We start from the raw sequence: 22,448 nt of genomic DNA, 5'->3' as shown, positions 1-22,448 counted from the left end.
CGACCCAGACCCCGCCCCACCAGGACGGAGCCGGACGTTGCTGCTGTTGCTCACCATCCAGGTGGTTGCAGCCCTCGTCGCGCCCGTGCTCGTCCGGTTGATGGGCCGCAAGGCGTTCTGGGTGCTCGCGCTCGCACCGGCCAGCGCGGCGGTCTGGGCGCTGAGCTGGACGTCCGCGGTGCAGCGCGGCGACGGTCCCACGCAGAGCGTCGAGTGGATCCCGTCGCTGGGCATCGAGCTGACGTTCCGGTTGGACACCCTGTCGTGGTTCATGACGCTGATCGTGGGCGGCGTCGGCGCCCTGGTGCTCGTCTACTGCTCGGCGTACTTCACGACGACGGCCAGCGGGCTGGGGCGGTTCGCGGCCGTGTTCGTGGCGTTCGAGGGCGCGATGCTCGGCCTGGTCACGGCCGACGACATGCTCATGCTCTTCGTGTTCTGGGAGCTCACCACCGTCACGTCGTACCTGCTGATCGGGCACTACGCCGAACGCAAGGCGAGCCGTCGCGCGGCGATGCAGGCGATCGTCATCACCACCGCGGGCGGTCTTGCGATGCTCGTCGGCATCATCCTGCTGGGCGAGGCCGCGGGCACCTACCGGCTGTCGGAGGTGATCGACCACCCGCCGCACGGGACGACCGCGGTGACCGTCGCGATCGTCTGCATCCTGGCCGGAGCCATCACCAAGTCCGCGCTCGTCCCGTTCCACTTCTGGCTGCCCGCCGCGATGGCCGCCCCGACGCCCGTGTCGGCGTACCTGCACGCGGCGGCGATGGTGAAGGCCGGCGTCTACCTCGTCGCCCGGTTCGCGCCGGCCTACTCCCAGGACCCGACGTGGCACTGGACGATCGTCGTGCTCGGCTGCGGGACGATGCTGCTCGGTGGGTACCGGGCGTTGCGTCAGCACGACCTCAAGCTGATCCTCGCGTTCGGCACGGTCAGCCAGCTGGGGCTCATCGTCCTCATGGTCGGTCTTGGGACACGGTCCGCCGCGCTCGCGGGGCTGGCCATGCTCGGCGCGCACGCGATGTTCAAGGCCGCCCTGTTCCTCGTCGTCGGGGTCGTGGACGCCGCCACGGGCACGCGCGACCTGCGGCGGCTCTCGGGGGTCGGTCGCACGCTGCCGCTGACGGCGCTCGCCGGTGCCCTGGCCACCGCGAGCATGATCGGCCTGATCCCGTTCGCGGGGTACGTGGCCAAGGAGTCGGCGCTCGAGTCGCTGCACCACGACCCCGTGATCCTCGCCGCGGTGGCGGTGGGCTCGGTGCTGACGGTCGCCTACGGGCTGCGCCTGTGGTGGGGGGCATTCGCGACGAAGCGAGCGGTGGCACCCGCGAACGTGACGGACTCGGACACCTCGTTGGGCGATGCCGCCCACGCGGACGCCACGCCGGCGCCCATCTCCCACCCGTCGCTGCTGCTGGTCTGGCCGGCCATGATCCTCGGCGCGCTCGGGCTCGCGGTCGCGCTCCTGCCCCAGCTGGGCGAACACCTGCTGCTGCCCTACGCCAACACCTACCCGGAGGGAGAGCCGGGACACCTCGTGCTCTGGGCCGGGATCACGCCGACGTTCGTGCTCACTCTGGCGATCCTGCTGAGCGGCGCCTTGCTGTTCGTGGTGCGCGACCGCGTCGAGCGGCTGCAGTCCGGGCTGTACCGCGGTCCCGAGGCCGACCACCTGTACCGCCGGTTCATGCGGCGTCTCGACGATGGCGCGGCCGACGTCACCGCCGTCACCCAGCGCGGTTCGCTGCCGATCTACCTCGGACTGATCCTCGTGGTGTTCGTGCTCGCCGTCGGCGTCCCGCTGCTCGCCGGGACCGCCCTGCCCAGCCACTACACGGTCTGGGACGACCCGGCGCAGGCGGTGTTCGCGGCGGCCGTGATCGCGTCCGCGCTGCTGGTCACGCGGGCCCGACGACGCCTCAAGGCCGTGATCCTGCTGGGCGTCGGCGGCTATGCGATGGCGGGCTTGTACCTGCTGCACGGCGCACCGGACCTCGCGCTCACGCAGGTGCTCGTCGAGACCGTGACGCTCGTGGTCTTCGTCCTCGTCCTGAGACGGCTGCCCCCGTACTTCTCCGACCGTCCCCTGGTGGCCAGCCGCTGGGTGCGCCTCGGTCTGGGGCTGGCAGTCGGGCTGGTCGTGGCCGGGGTCGCCCTGGTCGCGCCCGGCGCGCGCCTGCACCTGCCGGTGTCGGCCGACTTCGCCGCCGAGGCCGTCACGTGGGGCGGCGGCAAGAACATCGTCAACGTGACCCTCGTCGACATCCGCGCCTGGGACACGATGGGCGAGATCTCGGTGCTGCTGGTGGCCGCGACCGGCGTCGCGTCCCTGGTGTTCCTGTCCCGACGGACCGGCGCGATCTTCCGGGCGCAGGATGCGCAGCGTGACCGCGCGGTGTGGGGCGGGTCGAGCGACCCGATGGCCGCCCTGCGCGTCCAGCCCACCCCCGACGAGTCGGGCGCGCCGTCGAGCGCCGCCCGCGACCGGGAGTGGCTGCAGGCAGGCCGGACGCTCGCGCCGCAGCGGCGGTCGATCATCTTCGAGGTGGTCGTCCGGCTGCTCTTCCACACGATGATCGTCTACTCGGTCTTCCTGCTGTTCAGCGGCCACAACGCCCCGGGCGGCGGGTTCGCCGCGGGCCTGGTGACGGGGATCGCGCTGATCGTCCGCTACCTCGCGGGCGGTCGGTACGAGCTCGGCGAGGCGGCCCCCGTGCAACCCGGTCTGCTGCTGGGCCTCGGGCTGTTCCTGTCGGCCGGCGTCGGGCTCGTCGCGCTGCTCGTGGGCGGCTCGGTGCTCGAGTCGTGGATCTGGGACCTGCACATCCCGGTCGTCGGCGACGTGCACCTGGTGACCAGCCTGTTCTTCGACGTCGGCGTCTACCTCGTCGTCGTCGGGCTCGTGCTCGACATCCTGCGCAGCCTCGGCGCCGAGATCGACCGGCGCGCGGAGACGGGCGAGGACCCGGTCGGCGGGGGCGCGTCCGAGCGGATCACGGCGTTCAGCGATGCCCTTCCAGACGGCGGCGGCGACATTCGATGATCGACATGAGCCCCAACCTCGTCCTCGTCGTCACCATCGGCGTGCTCTTCGCGGCCGGCGTCTACCTGCTGCTGGAACGCTCGCTCAGCCGGGTCCTGATCGGGGTCATCCTCATCGGCAACGGCGCCAACCTGCTGTTCCTGGTGGCCGGCGGCGCCGCGGGCCGGCCGCCCATCGTCGGCGTCGGCGACGGGCCGATGTCCGACCCGCTCCCGCAGGCCATGGTGCTGACGGCGATCGTCATCACGCTCGGCATGACGGCGTTCCTGCTCGCGCTGGCCTACCGCTCCTGGCAGCTGCACCGGCACGACGAGGTCCAGGACGACGTCGAGGACCGTCGCATCGCCCGGCTGGCCGCGCGCGACGAGCGGGCCATGACGGACGCGGACACCGAGGGCTCCGGCCAGTCGCTCGACGACGAGGCCGCCGAGGCCCGCGACGAGACGGACCGGGGCGCCCTGTGAACTGGGTCGTCCCGCTCCCCGTCGCGATCCCGCTGTTCTCCGCGGGCCTCGCGCTCGCGCTCTACCGCCGCCCGAACCTGCAGCGCATCGTCAGCGTCACCGCGCTCAGCCTGGTGCTGGCAGCCTCGATCACCCTGCTCGTGCTCGCCGACGACGGACCGCTGGTGGTCGACGTCGGCGACTGGGCCGCGCCGGTGGGGATCAACCTCGTCGCGGACCGGCTGTCCTCGCTCATGCTCACGATCTCCGCGGCGGTCACCCTGTGCGTGCTGCTCTACTCGCTGGCCCAGGGCAGCGAGGACGACGAGGAGTCGGCGCCGGTCTCGATCTACCACCCGACGTTCCTCGTGCTGGCGGCGGGCGTCGCCGACGCGTTCCTGTCCGGCGACCTGTTCAACATCTACGTCGGGTTCGAGATCCTGCTCGCGGCGTCGTACGTGCTCATCACGCTCGGCGGGAGCGGTGAGCGCATCCGCGCGGGCACCATCTACATCGTCGTCGCCCTGCTGAGCTCGGTCCTGTTCCTCGTGGCGATCGCCATGATCTACGCCGCCACGGGCACGGTGAACCTGGCGCAGCTGGCCCTCCGGCTGCCCGAGATCGACCCCGGCGTCCGGCTCGTGCTGCAGGTGATGCTCCTGCTCGCGTTCGCCATCAAGGCGGCGGTCTTCCCGCTGTCCGCGTGGCTGCCGGACTCCTACCCGACCGCACCCGCGCCGGTCACGGCGGTGTTCGCCGGCCTGCTGACCAAGGTCGGCGTCTACGCGATCATCCGGACGCAGACGCTGCTGTTCCCGGGCGGCCAGCTGGACGACGTGCTCATGTGGGCCGCGCTCGCGACGATGGTGGTCGGCATCCTGGGCGCGGTCGCGCAGGACGACATCAAGCGACTGCTGAGCTTCACGCTGGTCAGCCACATCGGTTACATGGTGTTCGGCATTGCCCTGTCCACGCAGGCCGGCTACTCGGCGTCGATCTACTACGTGGTGCACCACATCACCGTCCAGACCGCGTTGTTCCTGGTGGTGGGCCTGATCGAGCGCGCGGGCGGGTCCACGTCGCTGACCCGCCTGGGTGGCCTGGCGAAGGCCGCCCCGTTGCTCGCGATCCTGTTCTTCGTGCCCGCCATGAACCTCGCCGGCATCCCTCCGCTCTCCGGGTTCCTGGGCAAGGTGGGCCTCCTGGAAGCCGGTGTACAACAGGGAACCACGCTGACGTACATCCTGGTCGCGGGCGGCGTCGTCACGTCGCTGCTCACGCTGTACGCGCTGGTGAAGGCATGGAACAAGGCGTTCTGGCAGACGCCCGCCGAGGTGCGCCCGCCGGTGCGCCTCCCGTTCGGCATGGTGGCCCCCACGGCCGCGCTGATCGGCGTCGGCCTGCTGCTCACCTTCGCCGCCGGCCCGCTGTACGGCTACACGGACCGCGCGGCGGCCGCGCTGAAGGAACGCACGCCCTACATCACCGCCGTCCTCCCGGACGGCGAGCGCGGCTCCGGCAAGTCGGCCGACGCGTCGACGGACGGAGGTCACGGATGAGCCCGCACCACCGCCGGCTGCGCTGGCACACCCAGTGGCCGACCATCCTGTGGCTGACGGTCGTCTGGGTGCTCCTGTGGGGCGACGTGTCGGTCGGCAACGTGCTGGCCGGGCTGCTCATCGGCTTCCTGGTCACCAACGGCCTGCGCATGGCCCCCATCGACTTCCACGGTCGGCTGCGCCCGCTGGGGATCGTCCGGCTCTTCGCGCGGTTCGCTGTCGACCTGGTCAAGGCGTCGTTCGAGGTCAGCCTGATCGCCCTGCGGCCCGGCTACCAGACGCGCGGCGCGGTGATCGGCGTGCAGCTGCGCAGCCACTCCGACCTCTACCTGACCATGACGGCCGAGCTCGCGTCGCTCGTGCCCGGCTCGCTGGTGGTCGAGGCGCACCGGCTCACGGGGAAGCTCTACCTGCACGTGCTGGACGTGCGGCAGTCGGGCGGGATCGAGGCGGCGCGCCAGTCGGTGCTCGACCAGGAGGAGCGGGTGCTGCGCGCGTTCGCGTCGGACGAGGAGCTGGCCGCGGCCGGGCTGGGGGTGCACAGGTGACCGTCGTCGCCATCGTCTGCGGGGTCCTGCTCACCGCGGGAGCGGTCCTGGCGGTCGTCCGCGTGGAGAAGGGCCCGTCCATGCTCGACCGGACCGTCGGTCTGGACATCGTCGTCACGACGATGATCGCGGCGATCGCCCTGTACGCCGCGATCCACCGCCGCACCGACGTCGTCCCGATCCTCGTCGTCCTGTCGATGGTGGGCTTCGTCGGGTCGGTGACCATCGCGCGGTTCGCGTCCGTCGAGCCCGAGGGTGAGGGCCGCGTCCGCACCCGTGAGGAGATCGCCGCGCAGGAGGCCGAGCGGATCGCCGCCGAGGACGACGCCGAGGAGGCCCGCCGGACGGGTCGCCGCGCGGATGCCGACGAGCGGCACGACGGGGAGGTCCGATGACCTGGACGACGGTCGCCGACGTGGCGTCGGCCATCTGCCTGATCGGCGGCGCTTTCCTCGCCTTCGCGGCCGGGGTCGGCGTGCTGCGCTTCCCCGACCTGCTGTCGCGCATGCACGCGGGGACCAAGCCGCAGGTGCTGGGCCTGGTGCTCGTGCTGATCGGGCTGGCCCTGCGGCTGCGTTCCGGAGGCGCTGTCTGGGCGCTCGTGCTCGTCGCGGTGTTCCAGATGCTCACCGCGCCCGTCGCCGCGCACATGGTCGGCCGCGCGGGCTACCGAACCGGCAAGATCCGCGACGACCTGCTGGTGGTCGACGAGCTGACGTCGGACATGGAACGGGCGACCGAGCGGTCGGCGGAGCGCGAGGACTAGATGTACTGACCACGAGGGTTGTTGACGTAGCGAGAGACCTCCGGGTCGAGTGGGGACTGTCTAGGAACCCGGCTCGATCACACGGAGGTCTCTCGTGTCTCACGGTAGTGCGCGGATGTTGCCGGTTGGCCGGCTGTTGATGGTGCAGCGGATCGCGGAGGGTCGTCCGGTGGCGCATGTCGCGGCCGAGCTCGGGGTCTCGCGCACCACGGCGTGGAAGTGGTGGCGTCGGTTCCAGGCCGAGGGCGAACCCGGGCTCATCGATCGTTCGAGCGTGGCGCACCACCACCCGCACCGCACCGCGGCGTGTGTGGAGACCCGGGTCCGGATCGCGCGGATGCTCACTCGTCGTGGCCCGGTCTGGATCGGTCACCACCTGGGGCTGCCAGCCTCGACGGTCGGGCGGATCCTGGTGCGACACCACGTCCCGTGCCTGCGCGAGTGTGACCCGTTGACCGGGCAGTTGATCCGGGCCTCGCGCCGTTCAGCGAACCGGTACGAGCATCCCTACCCGGGTTCACTGGTGCACATCGACGTCAAGAAGCTCGGCCGTATCCCCGACGGCGGCGGCTGGAGAGCGCACGGGCGCAGCGAAGAAGTTCGTGGCCGGGGTCTGGGCTATGACTATGTGCACACAGCCATCGATGACCACTCCCGGTTGGCCTACGCCGAGATCCATGACGACGAGAAGGGTGCGACGGCTGCCGCGTTCCTGACCCGTGCGATCGCGTTCTACGCCGCCCACGGCATCGCGGTCGAGCGGCTGATCACCGATAACGCATTCTCATACCGCCGATCGCTCGCGTTCCGCGATGCCGTCCTCGAGCTGGGCATCGTGCACAAGTTCATCAAGCCGCACTGCCCCTGGACCAACGGCAAAGTCGAGCGACTCAACCGCACCCTGGCCACCGAGTGGGCCTACTCCCGCGTTTTCGCCTCCAACGACGAGCGCGCCACCCTCTTGCCCATCTGGCTGACGCACTACAACCTGGAACGACCCCACCTCGGCATCGGCGGCCAACGCCCCATCGACCGCGTCAACAACGCTCCGGGTCAGTACAACTAGCTCGCGGGTGCGGCCACGCTCGCACCGAGCACCAGGTTGCTGTGGAAAACGACGGCCTTGGGTTCGAGGTCGGGCTGCTGGACGGCCTCCAGCAGCAGCCGGGCGGCGGTGGTGCCGAGCGACTGGATGGGCTGGCGCATCGTGGTCAGCGGCGGGTTGGTGAACCGCGCCGACTGTGTGCCGTCGAAGCTCACGATCGAGACGTCTTCCGGGACGCGCAGCCCGAGGACGGCGCAGGCGTGCAGGACGCCGTGCGCCTGGGCGTCGGAGCTGACGAAGAGTGCGGTGGGCCGGGCGTCGTGCACGCTGATGGCGCGGGCGTCAGCGCCGAGGAGCGCGTACGTCGCCTCGGCGCCGCCGTCGGCGGTGAACTCGGCGTGCGCCACCAGCTCGTCGCCGCTCGGCGCGCCGATGGCGTCCTGCTGCTGACGCCAGCCCCGGACCCGCTCGCCGCAGGCCGGGACGGGCCACGGGCCCGCGACGCAGCCGATGAGACGGTGCCCCCAGCCCTGCAGGTGCTCGACCGCGTAGGCCGAGTCGGCGACGTTGTCCACGTGCACGCTCGAGACGGTGCGCGACCCGTCGGCGCTCTCGACGCGGTCGACCACGACGATGGGTGGCGTCTCCCTGCGGCGCTCGACGCTGGCCAGCGAGCGCGAGGAGATGAGGATGATGCCGTCCACGCGCCGGTCGATGAGTGACCGCAGGTGGACGCGCTCACGAGCGGCATCGTCGGTGATGCCGACCGAGAGCAGGTTGCCCGAGGTGTAGAGCTCGCCCTCGATCGCGTCGGCCAGCTCGGCGAAGTACGGGTTGACCGTGCTCGGGATGAGCAGGCCGATCGCTCGCGTGGAACCGCCGCGCAGGGCGGACGCGATCGCGTTCGGGCGGTAGTCGAACGCCTCGACCGCGGCCAGCACGCGGGCGCGCGCCTCCGCGGAGACGGGCCGGGGGCCACCGTTGAGCACGTAGCTCACGACCGCGGGTGACACACCGGCCATCGCCGCGACGTCCGCGCGTGTGGCCACCACGACTCCCTCTCTCCGGGTCCGGTTCGTCAGGCTACCGGCCCCCCGGAGAATGCCTCCAGCTGCGACCGCATCGGGTAGGACGACTGCGCCCCGAAGCGCTCGACCGCGAACGATCCGGCCCGGACGCCGACCTCGACGGCCCGCTCGAGCGAGTCGTCGTGCGCGAGCTCCGCGGCGAGGGCGCCGACGAACGCGTCGCCGGCGCCCGTGGAGTCGACCACCGCGCTCACGGCGGGTGCGGGTACGAGCCCGGAGGCGGACCCCTGCGCCCAGACCGCCCCGTCGCCGCCCAGCGTGATGACCACGGAGCGCACCGACGGCGCGATGTCGACGAGTGCCCGCCGCGCGGCCGCCGGGTCCGGGACTGGGTACCCGACGAGGTCGGCCGCCTCGGACTGGTTGAGGACGAGCGGGTCGCACGCCGCCAGGACCTCGGCGGACGCCGGCACGTACGGCGCGAGGTTCAGCACCACGCGCGTCCCGGGCACCAGGGACGCTTCGGCCACCGCGGCCTCGGCGACCGCGGGCCGGACCTCGGCCTGCAGGACGAGGACGGTACGCGTGCCGGCGCTGGACGCGACGGCACGCCGGACGCGCTCGGGCCGCAGCGCGAAGTTGGCGCCGGGGACCACCGTGATCGAGTTCTCGCCGCTGTCGAACACGGAGACGAGGGCGAGCCCGGTGTGCACGTTGGCGACGATCTCGACCATCGACATGTCGATGCCCTCGGCCCGCAGGTCGCGCAAGACGCGTTCGCCGTCGGCATCGTCGCCGACGCACCCGACGAACTGCACGTCGGCACCCATCCGAGCGGCGGCGACGGCCTGGTTGGCACCCTTGCCGCCGGGGTGGCGGACCATCTGCTTGGCCAGGACGGTCTGACCGGGCCGGGGCGGGACCCCGACCTTGATGATGAAGTCGAGGTTCGCCGACCCGACGACGAGCACGTTGGCGGACATCACTTCTCCCCGCTGTTGATGGACAGCCCGCCGAAGAACCGCAGCAGGACGAACATGAGCACCGCCGGGACGAGGGCGAGCATCACGGACCCGGCGAAGTTCTGGCCGTAGCTGGCGCTGTGCTCGCTGAACGTCTTGGCGAGCGCGATCGGTGCCACCTGGAGGTGGGGGTCGCTGACGATCAGGAGCGGCCACAGGTACGCGCTCCACTGGCCGAGGAAGATCAGCAGGGCGCTGTTCACCAGGGCCGCGCCACTCATGGGCAGGTAGATCGACGCGAGGATGCGCGGCTCGGCCGCTCCGTCGATCTTGGCCGCCTCCCGGAAGGATCCGGGCACGCCGAGGAAGAACTGGCGCAGGTTGAAGATCGCGAGCCCGTCGCCGATGCCGGGCAGCACGAGCGCGATCAGTGTGTTGCTCAGGTGCCAGTCGGTGAACTGGCTGGACAGGGGGATCGCGATGGCCTCGAACGGCACCATGAAGGCGATGACGACGAACCCGAACGCGAAGCGCCGGCCGGGGAACCGCAGCACGGCCAGCGCGTAGGCGGCCAGGACGGTCACCACCAGGCCGATCGCGACGGTGAGCAGGCAGACGACCACCGAGTTCGCCAGCGCCCGGCCGAAGCCGTTGGTCAGGATCGCGGCGTAGTTGTCGAGCGAGACCGATCGCGGCACGACCATCCGCCACGAGGCCACGCCCAGGCTCGCGAACGTCTCCTCGTCGGGTCGCAGCGAACCGACGAAGATCCAGACCGCCGGCAGGATGAAGATCATGCCGACGACGACCGCGATGACGGTCGCGACGAGGTTGACGGGCTTCTCGGGTCGGCGCCGCTGCCGCCGGCGTGAGGGCCGAGGTCCGACAGGCGTGACAGTCGGTGCGGGGCTGAGGGCGACTCCGGTCATCGGGTCTTCTCCTCTCGCAGCAGCCGGAACTGGAGCGCGACGAAGAACAGCATGATCGCGGTCAGGATCACGACCTCTGCGGCACCCAGGTTGCGGTTGTTGTAGTAGAACGTCGTCCGGTACGCGTCGAACATCAAGAGGTTGGTGCTGTTCTGCGGACCACCGTTGGTGATGAGCTGGATGGGCGCGAAGAGCACGAAGTTGGCCACGGTGTTGGCGACGAGGACGAACAGGAGCGGGCGCTTGAGCAGCGGCACCGTGATGGAGACGAAGGTGCGCACGGGCCCGGCGCGGTCGAGCCGAGCAGCCTCGTAGTACTCCTCGGAGATCGACTCGAGACCGGCGATGAGGAAGATCATCCAGTAGCCGATGCCGATCCAGGAGACGACGAGCATGATCGACGCGAGCGCCTGCGTCGGCGAGGAGAAGAACGGCTGGGCGTTGCCCCCGAGTGCCTCGATGATTGCGTTGACCGGGCCGTTCGGCTGCAGCGCGACACCCCACGCGATGCTCGATCCGACGATCGGCAGCGTCGCCGGGATGAACACCAACGTGCGCCACAGGCCGCGCGCCGGGACGTTGCGGGTCAGCACGAACGCGATGAACAGCGCCACGGCCAGCTGTAACGGGTTCACGACGACGTTGAAGAAGAGCGTGCGCAGGATCGTCGCGAGGAAGGCCTTGTCGGCGAGCAGCGCCTGGTAGTTGGCCAGGCCGCTGAACGTGGGTTCGACCACGCTGCCGGGCAGCCCCGAGAACAGGCTCGACCAGAAGGCGCCGATCGCGGGCGAGAGACGCAGCACGAAGATCGACAGGAAGGCCGGGGCGAGGAAGACGACGGCCCAGAACCCGTCCTTGCTCAGCCTGCGCCGCTTGGTGCGCCCGACCGGGCGGGGCTGCATGTCCGCAGCCCCGCCCAGGGGTGTCTCGACGTTCGACACGTTCGCGTTCCGCCTTACTTCGTGTACGGGGCCCAGGCGCGCTCGAGCTCGGCCGACGCCGACTCCAGACTCGTCTTGGCGTCGGCACCGTTCCGGATGTCGGCGAAGGTGCGACCCATGATGTCCTCGAACTCCACATACCCCGTGGTGGCCAGTCGGTTCACCGCCGTGTTCGAGCTCTCGTAGTCGATGATCGCGGCGGCCTGCGTGCCCGCCGGCGTCGTGAACACCGGCCGCTCGAAGTACAGCTTCTTGCCGTCGACGTTGGCCGGCAGGTCCGGGTTGAGCGCGTACTGGGTCCACCCGCCGTCGTCGACGGACATGAACTTCAGGAAGATCGCGGCCGCCTCCTTCTCCTTGCTGAACGGGTTCATGGCCAACGACCACGACCCGGTCGGCGTCACGGCCTTGCCACCCTCGAAGTAGGGCTGCGGCGCGACGCCCCAGTTGACCGTGCTCGACTGCAGCTGGGGCAGGAACCACGGGCCCTCGACCATGTACGCGGTCTTGCCCGCGATGAAGTCGGGGTCGCTCTGCTCGGACTTGACGCCTCGGGGCGACGTGCCGTCCTCGAAGATCGAGTGGTACCAGTCGAACGCCTTGACCCACGCGTCGGACGTCACGTCGGGCGTCAGGTTGCCCTCGCCGGTGGCACCGGCAGAGCCGCCCAGCGACATCGGCAGCGGCTGCAGCTGGTAGTAGCGGTCGAACTGCCCGAAGACCAGCCCGTTCGTCGCGCCCGCCCCCACCGCGGCCTTGGCGTCCGCGGCGATCGCCTCCCACGTCGTGCGCTCGTCGGTGCTGTCCGACGGGTAGGCGACCCCCGCCGCGTCGAGGAGGTCCTTGTTGTAGAACATCAGCTGCGTCGAGTTGGCGATCGGGACGGCGACCAGCTTGTTCGCGACCGTGGTGCCGGCGGAGGACGCCGCGTCCCACGCGTTCTCGAACTGGCTGAACTGGTCCGTGAGGTCGGTGGTGTAGCCCCGGGCGGTCAGTGCGGCGAGCCGCGGCATGTCCGCCCAGTAGACGTCGGGGTTGCCGTCCTTGTTGGCTATGCGCGAGTCGAGCACGGCGTTCAGCGAGTCGAACGGGATGCTCTCGTACTTCACGGTGATGGTCGGGTGCGCCTTGGCGAACGCGGCGAGGACCGGCTTGAGCCCGTCGTCGCCGGCGGGCACGTGGCCGGCCACCCGGATGGTGGCCGTCGGGTCTTGCGTCGGGATGGTCCACTCGTCGTTCGACGCGGCGGCGCCGGACGACGAACAACCGGCGAGGGTGAGGGCGGCTCCGACGCCGGCGAGGGCGACGATCGTCCGGATGCTTCGTTGCATGGCGGGCTCCACTTCGGGTGTGTGTTGTCGGTGGTGCGAGGGCAGGACGGGGTCAGGCGCCGTGCAGGCTGGACAGGAAGTAGTCGAGGAAGGCATCGACGTCGACGTCGACGGCGATCTCGACGTTCGGCGTGGGTGGGTCGGAACCGGCCAGCAGGTCCGCGACGGCGCCTCCGCGGGCGATGCCGGGACCGGTGACGACCTCGACGTGGGCCCGGCGCCAGGTGACGAGCTCGGGGTGCGCCAGGACAGCGACCGCGAGCGGGTCGTGCATCGCGCAGGACCGACCGGCGTTGGCGGACCCGGGGGACCAGCTGGCGAGGTGGTCGATCCAGGCCAACGCGTGCGTCCCCGCGAACTGCGAGAAGCTGCTGGAGCTCGCGCGCATGGCCTCCGCGTGCCCGCGTGTGAGCCGGACCTGCTCGGTGACGTCCAGCCCGACGATGCGGATCGTGGCGCCGGAGCGCAGGACCGCGTCGGCCGCCTCCGGGTCGTTCCAGAAGTTGAACTCGCCCGGCATCCGGGTCTCGTGGGTGTGGCCCAGGAAGACCCCGCCCATGATGACGATCTCCCGGACGTTCGTGGCGAAGTCCGGGTCGATGGTGACCGCCGCGGCAAGGTTGGTGAGCGGCCCGATCGCGACGACGGTCAGCAGGCCGGGCTCGGCGGCGGCACGGGTCACGAGCTCGACCGCTGCGTATCCGGGAGTCGCCTGACGGTGACCGAACTGCGCGCGGATCGCCTCGGGTGTCGAGCGGCGGCGGTCGGGGAACGCGAGGGGTGCCGAGGCGCCGCGGTAGACCGGGACCGACGAGGCGCCGAGCCGCTCGAGCAGCTCCACGCTCAGCAGGGTGGCGCTCTCGACGTCGGCGTTCCCGTTCACGGTGGTGATCGCCTCGAGCGTGACCGACGGCTCGGCCAGCGCGAGTGCCAAGGCGAAACCGTCGTCGATGTCCGAGCCGGGAACGCCCATGGCGAGGTCGGTGTCGAGGATGATCCGGGTCGCCGGGGATCGGCCGTCCATGGGTGAACTCCTTCGTTCAACTCGTGTTGATCTGGATTCAACACGAGTTGACTCGGGAGAACAAGGGGTTGTGCGAACGAATTCCGAACGGCCTGACGCGTCAGTCGCTGATGCGGGCCAGCGCGCTGAGCGTGACGCCGAGGGCGGGCGCGTCGACGTCGGCGAAGAACGAGGCGTCGGCGGCCTCGACCACCTCGATCCCCCGTGCGGCGAGCGCCGCGCCGGCCGGTGTGACCAGCACGAACTTCGCGCGGGCGTCGGCGGGGTCCGGCGCGCGCCGCAGCAGCCCCTTGCCCTCCAGCCGGGCGACGACGTCCGAGGTCATCTTCGGGTCGGTGCCCGCCTGGGCGCCCACCTGCGACTGCCGCGGCGGGTCTGCGCGCTCGCCCAGCCACCACGCGCACGCGAGCAGGACGAACTGCGCGTGCGTCAGGTCGAGGGGAGCGAGTGCGGCCGTCATGACCCGCTGCCAGCGCATCGTGGTGTGCCAGAGCAGGAACCCCGGGCTCTGCGACGGGCCGCCGGGGAACCGGGTCATGCGCGGGCCCGGGCGGCGTCGAACAGCGCCTGCATCGAGGTGCCGAAGTCGTCGCTGATCTGCGGGCCGAGCTCGGGTCCGACCTCGTCCGCGGACGGACCGTCGATCTCGAGCCGGTGGGTGACGCGCGTGCCGCCGTCGACCTCGACCAGCGTGTGCCGGAACAGCAGCGTCAGGTCCCCGAACGTCGTCGCGTCCGCGTACGTCGCCGGTTCGACCAGGTCGACGATCCGGGACTCGAACGTGTCCTGGCCGACCGGCGTGACCGCGACGGTCGTGCCGACGGCGAACGGCCCGCGCAGCTCGAACGAGTCGGCGCCCTCGTAGGTCAGGGCGCCCCGGTGCAGGTCCGCCAGCGCGGCCCACACGTTCTCGCGGGGGAGGTCGGTCTCGGCGGTGTGCTCGGCGATCCACATGGTGTTCCTCCTGAGGTATTTAGTCCGTGTGACGACTATAGGCGCACGGACTAAATCTCCGCAAGGAACCGTCTCTCCATCGAGCCGGGACTACACGGACTCGCCGCCTTCGCCGTTCGCCTCGACGACCGCCACGACGTGGGCGGCACCGCGGGTCGCCAGCACGCGGGAGATCGCGACGAGCGCTCCGGTGACCGCGGCGGCGATCACGACCTCCGACAGGCCGGCGTCGCCCTCGTCGTCGGCACGCGGCGGCTCGTGCCCGGTCGACCTTTGCCACACGCGCGAGACAGCCTGCTGGACCAGCCACGCTGCGATCAGGGCCGCGGCGGCGCCGATGATCTTGGCCAGGAAGGACGAGGTGGGCGTGTCGTCGGGCATGCACGCCACGGTAGTGGTCGCACGGGCCCGCGCGCTCCCCGGACGGGCGTAGGATCGCCGACGAACGACAGGGGAGCGTCGGGCCGAGCGTGGCCTGGACGCTGAGAGTGCGGGCCTCCGCAGACCCTCGAACCTGATCCGGTTGATACCGGCGTAGGGAGTCGGGCTTCTCAGTCCTCCGTGAGCGTGCTCGCGGGCGACCCCCTCCTTTTTCGATCGAGGAGGAGCAACATCCATGGCGAGAACTCTCTCGCTGGGCGCGATCGCCGTCCTGGCGACCGCCTCGCTGGCCGCCTGTTCGGCCATCGGCAGCAGCGACCAGGCGTCGTCGTCCGGCGGCGCCGGCACGGTCACCCTGGTCACGCACGACTCGTTCGCGCTGTCGGACGGCCTGCTCGCCCAGTTCACCAAGGACACGGGGCTGACCGTCAAGGTGGTCCAGCCCGGCGACGCCGGCACGCTGGTCAACCAGCTCGTGCTCACCAAGGACGCCCCGCTGGGCGACCTGGCGTACGGCATCGACAACTCGTTCGCGTCGCGCGCGATCGACGAGGGTGTCGTGCAGTCGTATGTCTCGAAGGTCCCCGCGGCGGCCGACGCCGGCCAATACGCGGTCGACGGGTCCGACGCCCTGACCGCGATCGACAAGGGCGACGTCTGCATCAACGTGGACCACGCGTGGTTCACGGCGCACGGCCAGGCCGAGCCGGCCACGCTCGAGGACCTGACCAAGCCCGCGTACAAGGACCTGACCGTGGTGCCCAACGCCGTCACGTCGTCGCCCGGGCTCGCGTTCCTGCTGGCCACGATCGGCGCGTTCGGCCAGGACGGGTGGCAGCAGTACTGGACGGCCCTGAAGGCCAACGGCCTGCAGGTCGCCGACGGCTGGACGGACGCCTACGAGACCGACTTCTCCGGCGGTGGGGGCGGCGGTCCGCGTCCGATCGTCCTGTCGTACTCGTCGTCGCCGCCCTTCACCGTCCCCAAGGGCGGCACCGAGCCGACCACCGGCGCGCTGCTCGACACATGCTTCCGGCAGGTCGAGTACGCGGGCGTGCTCAAGGGGGCGAAGAACCCGACCGGCGCCGAGAAGCTGCTCGACTTCCTGCTCTCGGACAAGGTGCAGGCCGACATCCCTGGCTCGATGTACATGTACCCGGTGAGCACCTCCGTGCAGCTTCCCGCCGACTGGGCCTCGTGGGCTCCGCTGGCGACCAAGCCGTTCGACGTCCCCCCGGCGGACATCGCGAAGAACCGTGCGGACTGGCTCGAGCAGTGGTCCGCGACGGTGGTCGGCTGATCGCATGACCAGCACGCTCGTCCGTCCCGACGTCCCGGCCATCCAGCTGCGGTCGACGGGACGGACGCGCGTCGTCGTCTTCTGGACGCTGGCAGTCGTCGTCCCGCTGGTGTTCCTCGGGCTGTTCTTCGCGTGGCCCGTCGCGGTCATGGTCGGCAAGGGGTTCGTCGTCGACGGGCACCTGGACCTGTCCGGGTTCGCCGACGTGTTCTCGCGGCCCCGGACCTGGCGGATCATCGGCCTGACCGTCGCACAGGCGGCGCTGGGCACGGCGATCTCGGTGCTGCTCGGCGTCCCCGGCGCGTACGTGCTCTACCGGCACTCGTTCCGCGGGCGGTCCGTGGTGCGCGCCCTCGTCACGGTGCCGTTCGTCCTGCCGACGGTCGTGGTCGGCGTCGCGTTCCGCTCGCTGCTGGTCGACGGCGGACCGCTCGGGTTCCTGCACCTCGACGGCACCTTCGCGGCCATCGTCGCCGCGCTCGTGTTCTTCAACTACGCGGTCGTGGTCCGCGCGGTCGGCGGCCTCTGGGAACGCCTCGACCCGCGCGCCGAACAGGCCGCTCGCGCGCTCGGCGCCTCACCGTGGAAGGCGTTCCGGACCGTCACGCTGCCGTCCCTGACGCCGGCGATCGCCTCCGCCGCCTCGCTCGCCTTCCTGTTCTGCGCGACCGCGTTCGGCACCGTGCTCATCCTCGGCGGGCTGCAGTTCGGCACCATCGAGACCGAGATCTGGATCCAGACCACCCAGTTCCTGGACCTGCGCGCGGCGGCGGTCCTGTCCGTCGTGCAGCTGGTCGTCGTCGCCGGGGTGCTCGTGGTGGCCGGCCGGGCTCGGGCGCGACGAGAGCGTGCGCTGGCGCTGTCGGAGCCGGCGTCGTCCACGTGTCGCCTCTCGCTGCGCCGGCCGGCAGGCATGCCGCCCGGCGACGGGCACGCGCTCTCGCTCGGCGCCGCCCTGGTGACGGCCGTCGTGGTCGTCCTGATCGCCACTCCGCTGGTCAACCTCGTCGTCCGGTCGCTGCACACGCCGCAGGGCTGGTCGCTGGACAACTACACCGCGTTGGGCACCACCGGAGGGTCGCTCACCGTGACCGTCTGGCAGGCCGCGCTGAACTCGCTGCGCATCGCGCTGGACGCCACGACGATCGCGCTCGTGGTCGGCGGGCTCGTGGCCCTCGTCGTGTCGCGACGACCCCGGCGGGCCTCCGCGCGGCGCGCCGTCGCCGGGCTGGACGCGCTGTTCATGCTGCCGCTCGGCGTGTCCGCGGTGACGGTCGGCTTCGGCTTCCTGCTGTCGATGCACCATCCGTTCGGGCTGCCCGTCGATCTGCGGACGAGCCCTCTGCTCGTGCCCATCGCTCAGGCCGTCGTCGCGGTGCCGCTGGTGGTCCGCACGGTGCTGCCGGTGCTGCGCGCGATCGACCCGCGGCTGCGCGAGGCCGCCGCGACGCTCGGTGCGTCGCCGTTCCGGGTGCTGCGGACGGTCGACCTCTCGCTGGGTGCGCGGGCGCTCGGCCTGGCGATCGGGTTCGCGTTCGCCGCGTCGCTGGGGGAGTTCGGCGCGACCTCGTTCCTGGCGCGGCCCGACCGGCCCACCCTGCCCGTCGTGATCTTCCGGCTGATCGGCCGGCCCGGCCCGCAGAACTACGGGATGGCGCTCGCGGCGTCGGTGGTGCTGGCCCTGCTGACCACTCTCATTGTCGCGACCTGCGAGAAGCTGCGGACCACCGGAGCCGGAGGTGAGTGGTGACCCTGAGCATCGACCAGGTCGTCGTCCGGTACCCGGGCGCCCCCCAGGACGCGGTCGACGACGTCTCGCTGAGCGTGTCGCGCGGTGAGGTCGTCGCACTGCTCGGCCCGTCCGGGTGCGGCAAGTCATCGTTGCTGCGCGCGGTCGCGGGCCTCGAGCCGCTCGCCGCAGGGGCGGTTCGGTGGGACGGTTCGTCGCTCGCCGGCGTCCCCGTGCACCGGCGCGGGTTCGGGCTGATGTTCCAGGACGGGCAGCTGTTCGCGCACCGGTCGGTGGCCGGGAACGTCGCCTACGGGATGCCGCGGGGATCGTCGGTCGACGGGTTGCTCGAGCTCGTCGGCCTGGCCGGCTACGGGTCGCGTGGGGTGGCGACGCTGTCCGGCGGCGAACGCCAGCGCGTCGCACTCGCCCGCGCGCTCGCGCCGCAACCGCGTCTCCTGCTGCTCGACGAGCCGCTGTCCGCCCTCGACCGCACCCTGCGCGAGCGGCTCGCGGTCGACCTGCGCGCGGCCCTCGTCGCCACCGGTACGACCGCCCTGTTCGTCACGCACGACCACGACGAGGCATTCGCGGTCGCCGATCGCGTCGGCGTGATGGCCCACGGCCGCCTGCTGCAGGTCGCGGCGCCGGCCGACCTGTGGCGCTCCCCCGCATCCCGTGAGGTGGCCGCGTTCCTCGGCTACGAGGCGTTCGTCCCGGTCGACGCCGCCGCGGCCGCTCCCCTGCGCGAGGCCCTGGAGGATCGGTCGCGATCCGGTGTGACGATCGCGCTGGCCGAGGGCGCGTTCGTGGTCGGCCGGTCGATCCGCGAGGCCGCCGGTTCGGGCGCGGGTGTGGCCAAGGGAGCAGTGCTCGGCGTCGCGTCCCGTCGCGGTCGCTCCGAGGTCCGGGTGGAGGTCGACGGCATCGGCGCTGTGACGGCGCTCGGCCCGGTCGGCGGCCGTTGGGTACCGGGCGACGTCGTCGAGCTGTCGGTCGACCCGGACGCGCTGGCGGTCCTCCCGCTGTAGAGCCCCGGCCCGCTGGCGCTGCACCCGGGAGCTCCGCCGCGTGGCGCGAGAACGGCAGTTCGTCGCGAGAACGGCAGTTCAGAGTGCCGTTCTCGCGGCAATGTGCCGTTCTCGCCGGGTGCAGCGCGTTCCCGTCCTCGCCGACGAGCGTCCCCGCGCTACCGTGACTAACGTCGCACGTGGAGGGCGAGGTGAGCAGCGATGACGCTGGAGCTCCGTGAGGTCGTGTCGGTCGACATCCCCGTTCCGCTGGCGACCGTGTGGCCGTACGTGCGTGAGCCGCAGCTGGTCCACCGATGGTTCGGCTGGGACTACGACGGCCTGGACGACGAGATCCGCTCGATCTTCGCCGCCGAACCCCTCGAGGCGCACGACGTCGTCGGCGAGGCGACCATCCACACCCTCACCTGGCCGCACCACGACGTGCTGACGGCCCGGTCGACGGTCTCGCTGCCGGGGCACACCCGCCTGTCGGTCACGCGCCGCAGCCACCAGGGCGTGTCCACCTTCGACGGCATTCGCGACGAGGTCGACGAGGGCTGGATCGCGTTCGTGCACCAGCTCGCGTTCGCCGCCACCGTGCACCCGGGCGAGGAGCGTCGGACGTTGTCGGCGTTCGGCTTGGATGCGGGCACCCCTGGCGACCGCCTGCTCGACAACGCGGGGATCGCCGGCATCCGCAGCGTCCCGGTCGGTGGTCACGTGCAGGCCCGCCGCCCGGACGGCACGCTGCTCGGCGGCACCATCGACTACATGACCCCGATGCAGTTCGGGCTGCGGCTGCACGGGATCAGCGCCATCTATTTCGTCATCATGGAGACGCCCGCTGCGGCATCCCCACCGCACGGCACCGTCAACGCGATCCTGTCCACGTACGGTCTCGACGACGGCACGTTCGCCGAGGTCCGCGACCGGTGGGACCACTGGTGGGCGGCGTCGATGCCGCGAGCCGCTGCGACCTCCTAGAGCTTGAGCTGCCACTCGCCCGAGCCGCCCGCCGGGCGGAAGCCGAGCTCCACGTTGATCGCGAGCATGTGGGTGTTCTCCTCGGCGTTCCACGTGCCGACGCGACGGACCAGCGGAAGTTCCGCCGCCAGTCGTTGTGCGTTGGCCGCCTTGACGAGCATGCCGAGGTGGCGACCGCGATGCTCCCGCAGGACCAGGGTGTCGTGCTGGTGAACGAACTCGTCGAGGTGCGAGACGGTCATGAACTCGGTGAACGCGACGAGGGTGTGCGTCGGGACGTGCTCGGCGGCCATCACCAGCATCCCGAGCCCGCGCTCCTCGTACTGCCGCTCGACGGCGCGGATCCGCTCGCCGTCCCAGACGTCCTCACCCAGGTCCAGCCCTCCGACCGGTGCGTCCGTGCTCATCCGCGTAGCGAGCAGGGCGTAGTCGTCCAGCCACTCGTCAGGGCAGTGGTGCGCCCACGAGACGAGCCGGTAGTCGGGTCCGGCGTGCTCGGCCGCCCGCAGTCCCAGGCCCCCGACCCGGTCCGCGTCGAAGGGAAGGTCGAACTGCGAGAACCGGGCGACCTGTGCCAGCTCGTACCCGTGCTTCGTCGCGAAGCGCGAGGCGGCCGCCGTGGCCAGGACGCGACCCTCGCCGGTGGACGGCGCGATGGTGTCGGGCCCGTGCGGGGGCTCGATCCGCTGGTCGGTCGAGACCTGGAACGTGTCGCGGCCGGCCGCTTCGCCTCGCGCCACGGCGGCATCGTGCAGGGCCGATCCGACGCCCCGGCCACGATGCTCGGGCCGAACTCCGAGCTCCATCGCCACCAGGTGCGTGTTGTCGTGGAGCGTCATGTTCAGGGCTGCGTAACCGAGGACGCGGGCTGGATCGGCGCCGTCGCCGCTGCCGTCCTCGTCGACCGCGACCAGGCGGATCTTGCGGACGTGGGCCTGGTCGTGCAGCGAGCCCAGGATCTCGTGCGTCGTCCGGTCGAAGTCGTGCGTCCCCCAGCTGTCCAGCAGCACGGCGTTGGTCGCCTGCACTAGTCCGTGCAGCAACCAGGCATCGGGGGAGGTCGTGCTCTCCAGCGCCGGGATCTCGCGAACTGACCACGCGGTCATTCGGACACCCTCCCGCCGACGCTGTCGTTGGTCGACCCATTTTCGTGTCGGGTGTCCGCTAGCATAAGTTCGGGCAGCCGAACTTCTTGGGGAGCAGATGCGCAGCACCGCGGCCGACGTCGAGCGGGCTCCCGCGCCCGCGGGCGCTCGCCGGTTCGCGTTCCTGCTCGGGCCCGCGTTCGTCGCCGCGATCGCCTATGTCGACCCAGGCAACGTCGCCGCCAACCTGACCGCCGGCGCGCGGTACGGCTACCTGCTGCTCTGGGTGCTCGTCGTCGCCAATGCGATGGCCGTGCTCGTCCAGTACCAGTCCGCAAAGCTGGGCCTGGTCACCGGCCAGTCGCTCCCCGGCCTGCTGGGCCAGCGGCTGCGACGAGGGCCGCGGCTGGCCTTCTGGGCGCAGGCGGAGCTCGTCGCCGCCGCCACCGACATCGCCGAGGTGGTGGGTGGGGCGATCGCGCTCAACCTGCTCTTCGGCGTGCCGCTGCCGCTCGGGGGCCTGATCGTCGGCGTCGTCTCGCTGCTCCTGCTGCTCACCCAGAACCGGTACGGCCAGTCGCGTTTCGAGCTGGTGATCGTCGGCCTGCTGGCGATCATCGCGATCGGGTTCCTGGCCGGGCTGTTCGTCGTTCCACCCGACGCGCGCGGCGTCCTGTCCGGTCTGGTCCCGAGGTTCGACGGCCCGGGCTCCGTGCTGCTGGCCGCCTCGATGCTGGGCGCGACGGTCATGCCGCACGCGATCTACGTCCACTCGGCCCTCGCCCGCGACCGGCACGGCAGCCGGGCCGACATCCCGCGCGTGCTGCGGGCCACCCGCTGGGACGTCGGCTTCGCGCTCGCGATCGCGGGCGTCGTCAACATCGGACTCCTGCTGCTGGCCGCGTCGGCGCTGCGCGGCGTGCCCGGTACCGACGCGATCCCCGGTGCCTACCAGGCGATCGTCGCCGCCCTCGGGGTCGGCATCGGCGTCGCGTTCGCCATCGGGCTGCTCGCCTCGGGCCTCGCCTCGACCTCGGTGGGTGCGTACGCCGGCGCGACGATCATGGAGGGCCTCCTGCACCGGCGGGTCCCCCTGATCGCGCGCCGCGCCGTCACGCTCATCCCCGCTCTGCTGCTGCTGGCGCTCGGCGCCGACCCGACCTGGACCCTGGTGATCTCGCAGGTGGTCCTCTCGTTCGGCATCCCGTTCGCCGTCATCCCGCTCGTCCGCCTCACCCGCTCGGCAGGCGTCATGGGCGCCTACCGCAACGGCCCGCGCCTGCACGCCACCCTGCTGGTGGTGGTCGGCCTGGTGGTCACCCTCAACCTGACCCTGATCGTGCTGCTGACCCTCACCTGACCCTCACCTGACCCTCA

At 71.3% G+C, this 22,448-nt stretch carries 22 protein-coding genes and 1 riboswitch; of the genes, 12 read left to right on the top strand and 10 right to left on the bottom strand.

All coding sequences use genetic code 11. The features are described 5' to 3' along the window. Positions 1-37: 37 nt before the first annotated feature. From ACPPVS_RS17765 to ACPPVS_RS17735, 7 genes are all read left to right on the top strand, one after another. On the top strand, positions 38-3,049 hold the full coding sequence (locus tag ACPPVS_RS17765; RefSeq protein ID WP_426593560.1) for a Na+/H+ antiporter subunit A: 3,012 nt from the start codon (positions 38-40) through the stop codon (positions 3,047-3,049). After that, on the top strand, positions 3,046-3,513 hold the full coding sequence (locus ACPPVS_RS17760) for a Na(+)/H(+) antiporter subunit C (RefSeq protein WP_426593559.1): 468 nt from the start codon (positions 3,046-3,048) through the stop codon (positions 3,511-3,513). The genes ACPPVS_RS17765 and ACPPVS_RS17760 overlap by 4 nt, the downstream gene beginning before the upstream one ends. Then, a complete protein-coding gene (locus ACPPVS_RS17755) occupies positions 3,510-5,051 on the top strand; it encodes a Na+/H+ antiporter subunit D (protein ID WP_426593558.1) in 1,542 nt (513 codons plus the stop codon). Before ACPPVS_RS17760 ends, ACPPVS_RS17755 begins: the two co-directional genes overlap by 4 nt. Beyond that, the gene (locus tag ACPPVS_RS17750) at positions 5,048-5,599 is read left to right on the top strand and encodes a Na+/H+ antiporter subunit E (protein WP_426593557.1); all 552 of its coding nucleotides are present in this window, start codon (positions 5,048-5,050) and stop codon (positions 5,597-5,599) included. The genes ACPPVS_RS17755 and ACPPVS_RS17750 overlap by 4 nt, the downstream gene beginning before the upstream one ends. Then, entirely contained in the window at positions 5,596-5,994 is a 399-nt protein-coding gene (locus ACPPVS_RS17745; protein WP_426593556.1) for a monovalent cation/H+ antiporter complex subunit F, read from the top strand. The genes ACPPVS_RS17750 and ACPPVS_RS17745 overlap by 4 nt, the downstream gene beginning before the upstream one ends. After that, positions 5,991-6,365 (top strand): monovalent cation/H(+) antiporter subunit G, encoded by a 375-nt coding sequence (gene mnhG / locus ACPPVS_RS17740; RefSeq protein ID WP_426593555.1) that lies wholly within the window; start codon positions 5,991-5,993, stop codon positions 6,363-6,365. The genes ACPPVS_RS17745 and mnhG overlap by 4 nt, the downstream gene beginning before the upstream one ends. Positions 6,366-6,459: 94 nt before the next feature. Further along, complete coding sequence (locus ACPPVS_RS17735; protein ID WP_426593554.1) at positions 6,460-7,431, top strand: IS481 family transposase; 972 nt, start codon at positions 6,460-6,462, stop codon at positions 7,429-7,431. On the opposite strand, the gene ACPPVS_RS17730 is transcribed toward ACPPVS_RS17735, so the two are convergent. The 9 genes from ACPPVS_RS17730 to ACPPVS_RS17690 all read right to left on the bottom strand — a co-directional run bounded on the left by ACPPVS_RS17730 (position 7,428) and on the right by ACPPVS_RS17690 (position 14,960). Continuing rightward, on the bottom strand, positions 7,428-8,459 hold the full coding sequence (locus ACPPVS_RS17730) for a LacI family DNA-binding transcriptional regulator (RefSeq protein WP_426593553.1): 1,032 nt from the start codon (positions 8,457-8,459) through the stop codon (positions 7,428-7,430). The genes ACPPVS_RS17735 and ACPPVS_RS17730 overlap by 4 nt on opposite strands. Positions 8,460-8,488: 29 nt before the next feature. After that, positions 8,489-9,421, bottom strand: a complete 933-nt coding sequence (locus ACPPVS_RS17725) for a ribokinase (RefSeq protein ID WP_426593552.1) — start codon at positions 9,419-9,421, stop codon at positions 8,489-8,491. After that, the gene (locus ACPPVS_RS17720; RefSeq protein WP_426593551.1) at positions 9,421-10,329 is read right to left on the bottom strand and encodes a carbohydrate ABC transporter permease; all 909 of its coding nucleotides are present in this window, start codon (positions 10,327-10,329) and stop codon (positions 9,421-9,423) included. Before ACPPVS_RS17720 ends, ACPPVS_RS17725 begins: the two co-directional genes overlap by 1 nt. Beyond that, a complete protein-coding gene (locus ACPPVS_RS17715) occupies positions 10,326-11,270 on the bottom strand; it encodes a carbohydrate ABC transporter permease (RefSeq protein ID WP_426593550.1) in 945 nt (314 codons plus the stop codon). Before ACPPVS_RS17715 ends, ACPPVS_RS17720 begins: the two co-directional genes overlap by 4 nt. A gap of 14 nt (positions 11,271-11,284) precedes the next feature. Beyond that, positions 11,285-12,601 (bottom strand): ABC transporter substrate-binding protein, encoded by a 1,317-nt coding sequence (locus ACPPVS_RS17710; protein WP_426593549.1) that lies wholly within the window; start codon positions 12,599-12,601, stop codon positions 11,285-11,287. 52 nt (positions 12,602-12,653) lie between these two features. Then, a complete protein-coding gene (locus ACPPVS_RS17705) occupies positions 12,654-13,625 on the bottom strand; it encodes a nucleoside hydrolase (protein WP_426593548.1) in 972 nt (323 codons plus the stop codon). Positions 13,626-13,725: 100 nt separating this feature from the next. Next, on the bottom strand, positions 13,726-14,163 hold the full coding sequence (locus tag ACPPVS_RS17700) for a MarR family winged helix-turn-helix transcriptional regulator (protein WP_426593547.1): 438 nt from the start codon (positions 14,161-14,163) through the stop codon (positions 13,726-13,728). After that, on the bottom strand, positions 14,160-14,579 hold the full coding sequence (locus ACPPVS_RS17695) for a polyketide cyclase (protein WP_426593546.1): 420 nt from the start codon (positions 14,577-14,579) through the stop codon (positions 14,160-14,162). Before ACPPVS_RS17695 ends, ACPPVS_RS17700 begins: the two co-directional genes overlap by 4 nt. 90 nt (positions 14,580-14,669) lie before the next feature. Then, the gene (locus ACPPVS_RS17690) at positions 14,670-14,960 is read right to left on the bottom strand and encodes a DUF4235 domain-containing protein (protein ID WP_426593545.1); all 291 of its coding nucleotides are present in this window, start codon (positions 14,958-14,960) and stop codon (positions 14,670-14,672) included. A 59-nt stretch (positions 14,961-15,019) separates the two neighbouring features. Beyond that, positions 15,020-15,137: riboswitch (TPP riboswitch) on the top strand. Positions 15,138-15,195: 58 nt separating this feature from the next. On the opposite strand from ACPPVS_RS17690, the gene ACPPVS_RS17685 reads away from it, so the two are divergent. From ACPPVS_RS17685 to ACPPVS_RS17670, 4 genes are all read left to right on the top strand, one after another. Then, positions 15,196-16,260 carry a thiamine ABC transporter substrate-binding protein gene (locus ACPPVS_RS17685; protein WP_426593544.1) on the top strand — a complete coding sequence of 355 codons (1,065 nt, stop codon included), beginning with the start codon at positions 15,196-15,198 and terminating at the stop codon, positions 16,258-16,260. A 4-nt stretch (positions 16,261-16,264) separates the two neighbouring features. Then, on the top strand, positions 16,265-18,010 hold the full coding sequence (locus tag ACPPVS_RS17680) for an ABC transporter permease (protein ID WP_426593543.1): 1,746 nt from the start codon (positions 16,265-16,267) through the stop codon (positions 18,008-18,010). After that, entirely contained in the window at positions 18,007-19,020 is a 1,014-nt protein-coding gene (locus ACPPVS_RS17675; RefSeq protein WP_426593542.1) for an ABC transporter ATP-binding protein, read from the top strand. Before ACPPVS_RS17680 ends, ACPPVS_RS17675 begins: the two co-directional genes overlap by 4 nt. A gap of 201 nt (positions 19,021-19,221) precedes the next feature. Then, positions 19,222-19,986, top strand: coding sequence for an SRPBCC family protein (locus tag ACPPVS_RS17670; RefSeq protein ID WP_426593541.1), 765 nt, complete (start codon positions 19,222-19,224; stop codon positions 19,984-19,986). Here the strand turns inward: ACPPVS_RS17670 and ACPPVS_RS17665 are convergent. Then, positions 19,983-21,092, bottom strand: coding sequence for a GNAT family N-acetyltransferase (locus ACPPVS_RS17665; RefSeq protein WP_426593539.1), 1,110 nt, complete (start codon positions 21,090-21,092; stop codon positions 19,983-19,985). The genes ACPPVS_RS17670 and ACPPVS_RS17665 overlap by 4 nt on opposite strands. A gap of 97 nt (positions 21,093-21,189) precedes the next feature. Here ACPPVS_RS17665 and ACPPVS_RS17660 point away from each other — a divergent pair, with 97 nt between their 5' ends. After that, a complete protein-coding gene (locus ACPPVS_RS17660; RefSeq protein ID WP_426593537.1) occupies positions 21,190-22,431 on the top strand; it encodes an Nramp family divalent metal transporter in 1,242 nt (413 codons plus the stop codon). Positions 22,432-22,448 lie beyond the last annotated feature (17 nt).

Origin of the sequence: Cellulomonas sp. McL0617, assembly GCF_049994875.1 — a bacterium.
GTDB lineage: Bacteria > Actinomycetota > Actinomycetes > Actinomycetales > Cellulomonadaceae > Cellulomonas.
This window is presented reverse-complemented; position numbering and strand designations above follow the sequence as displayed.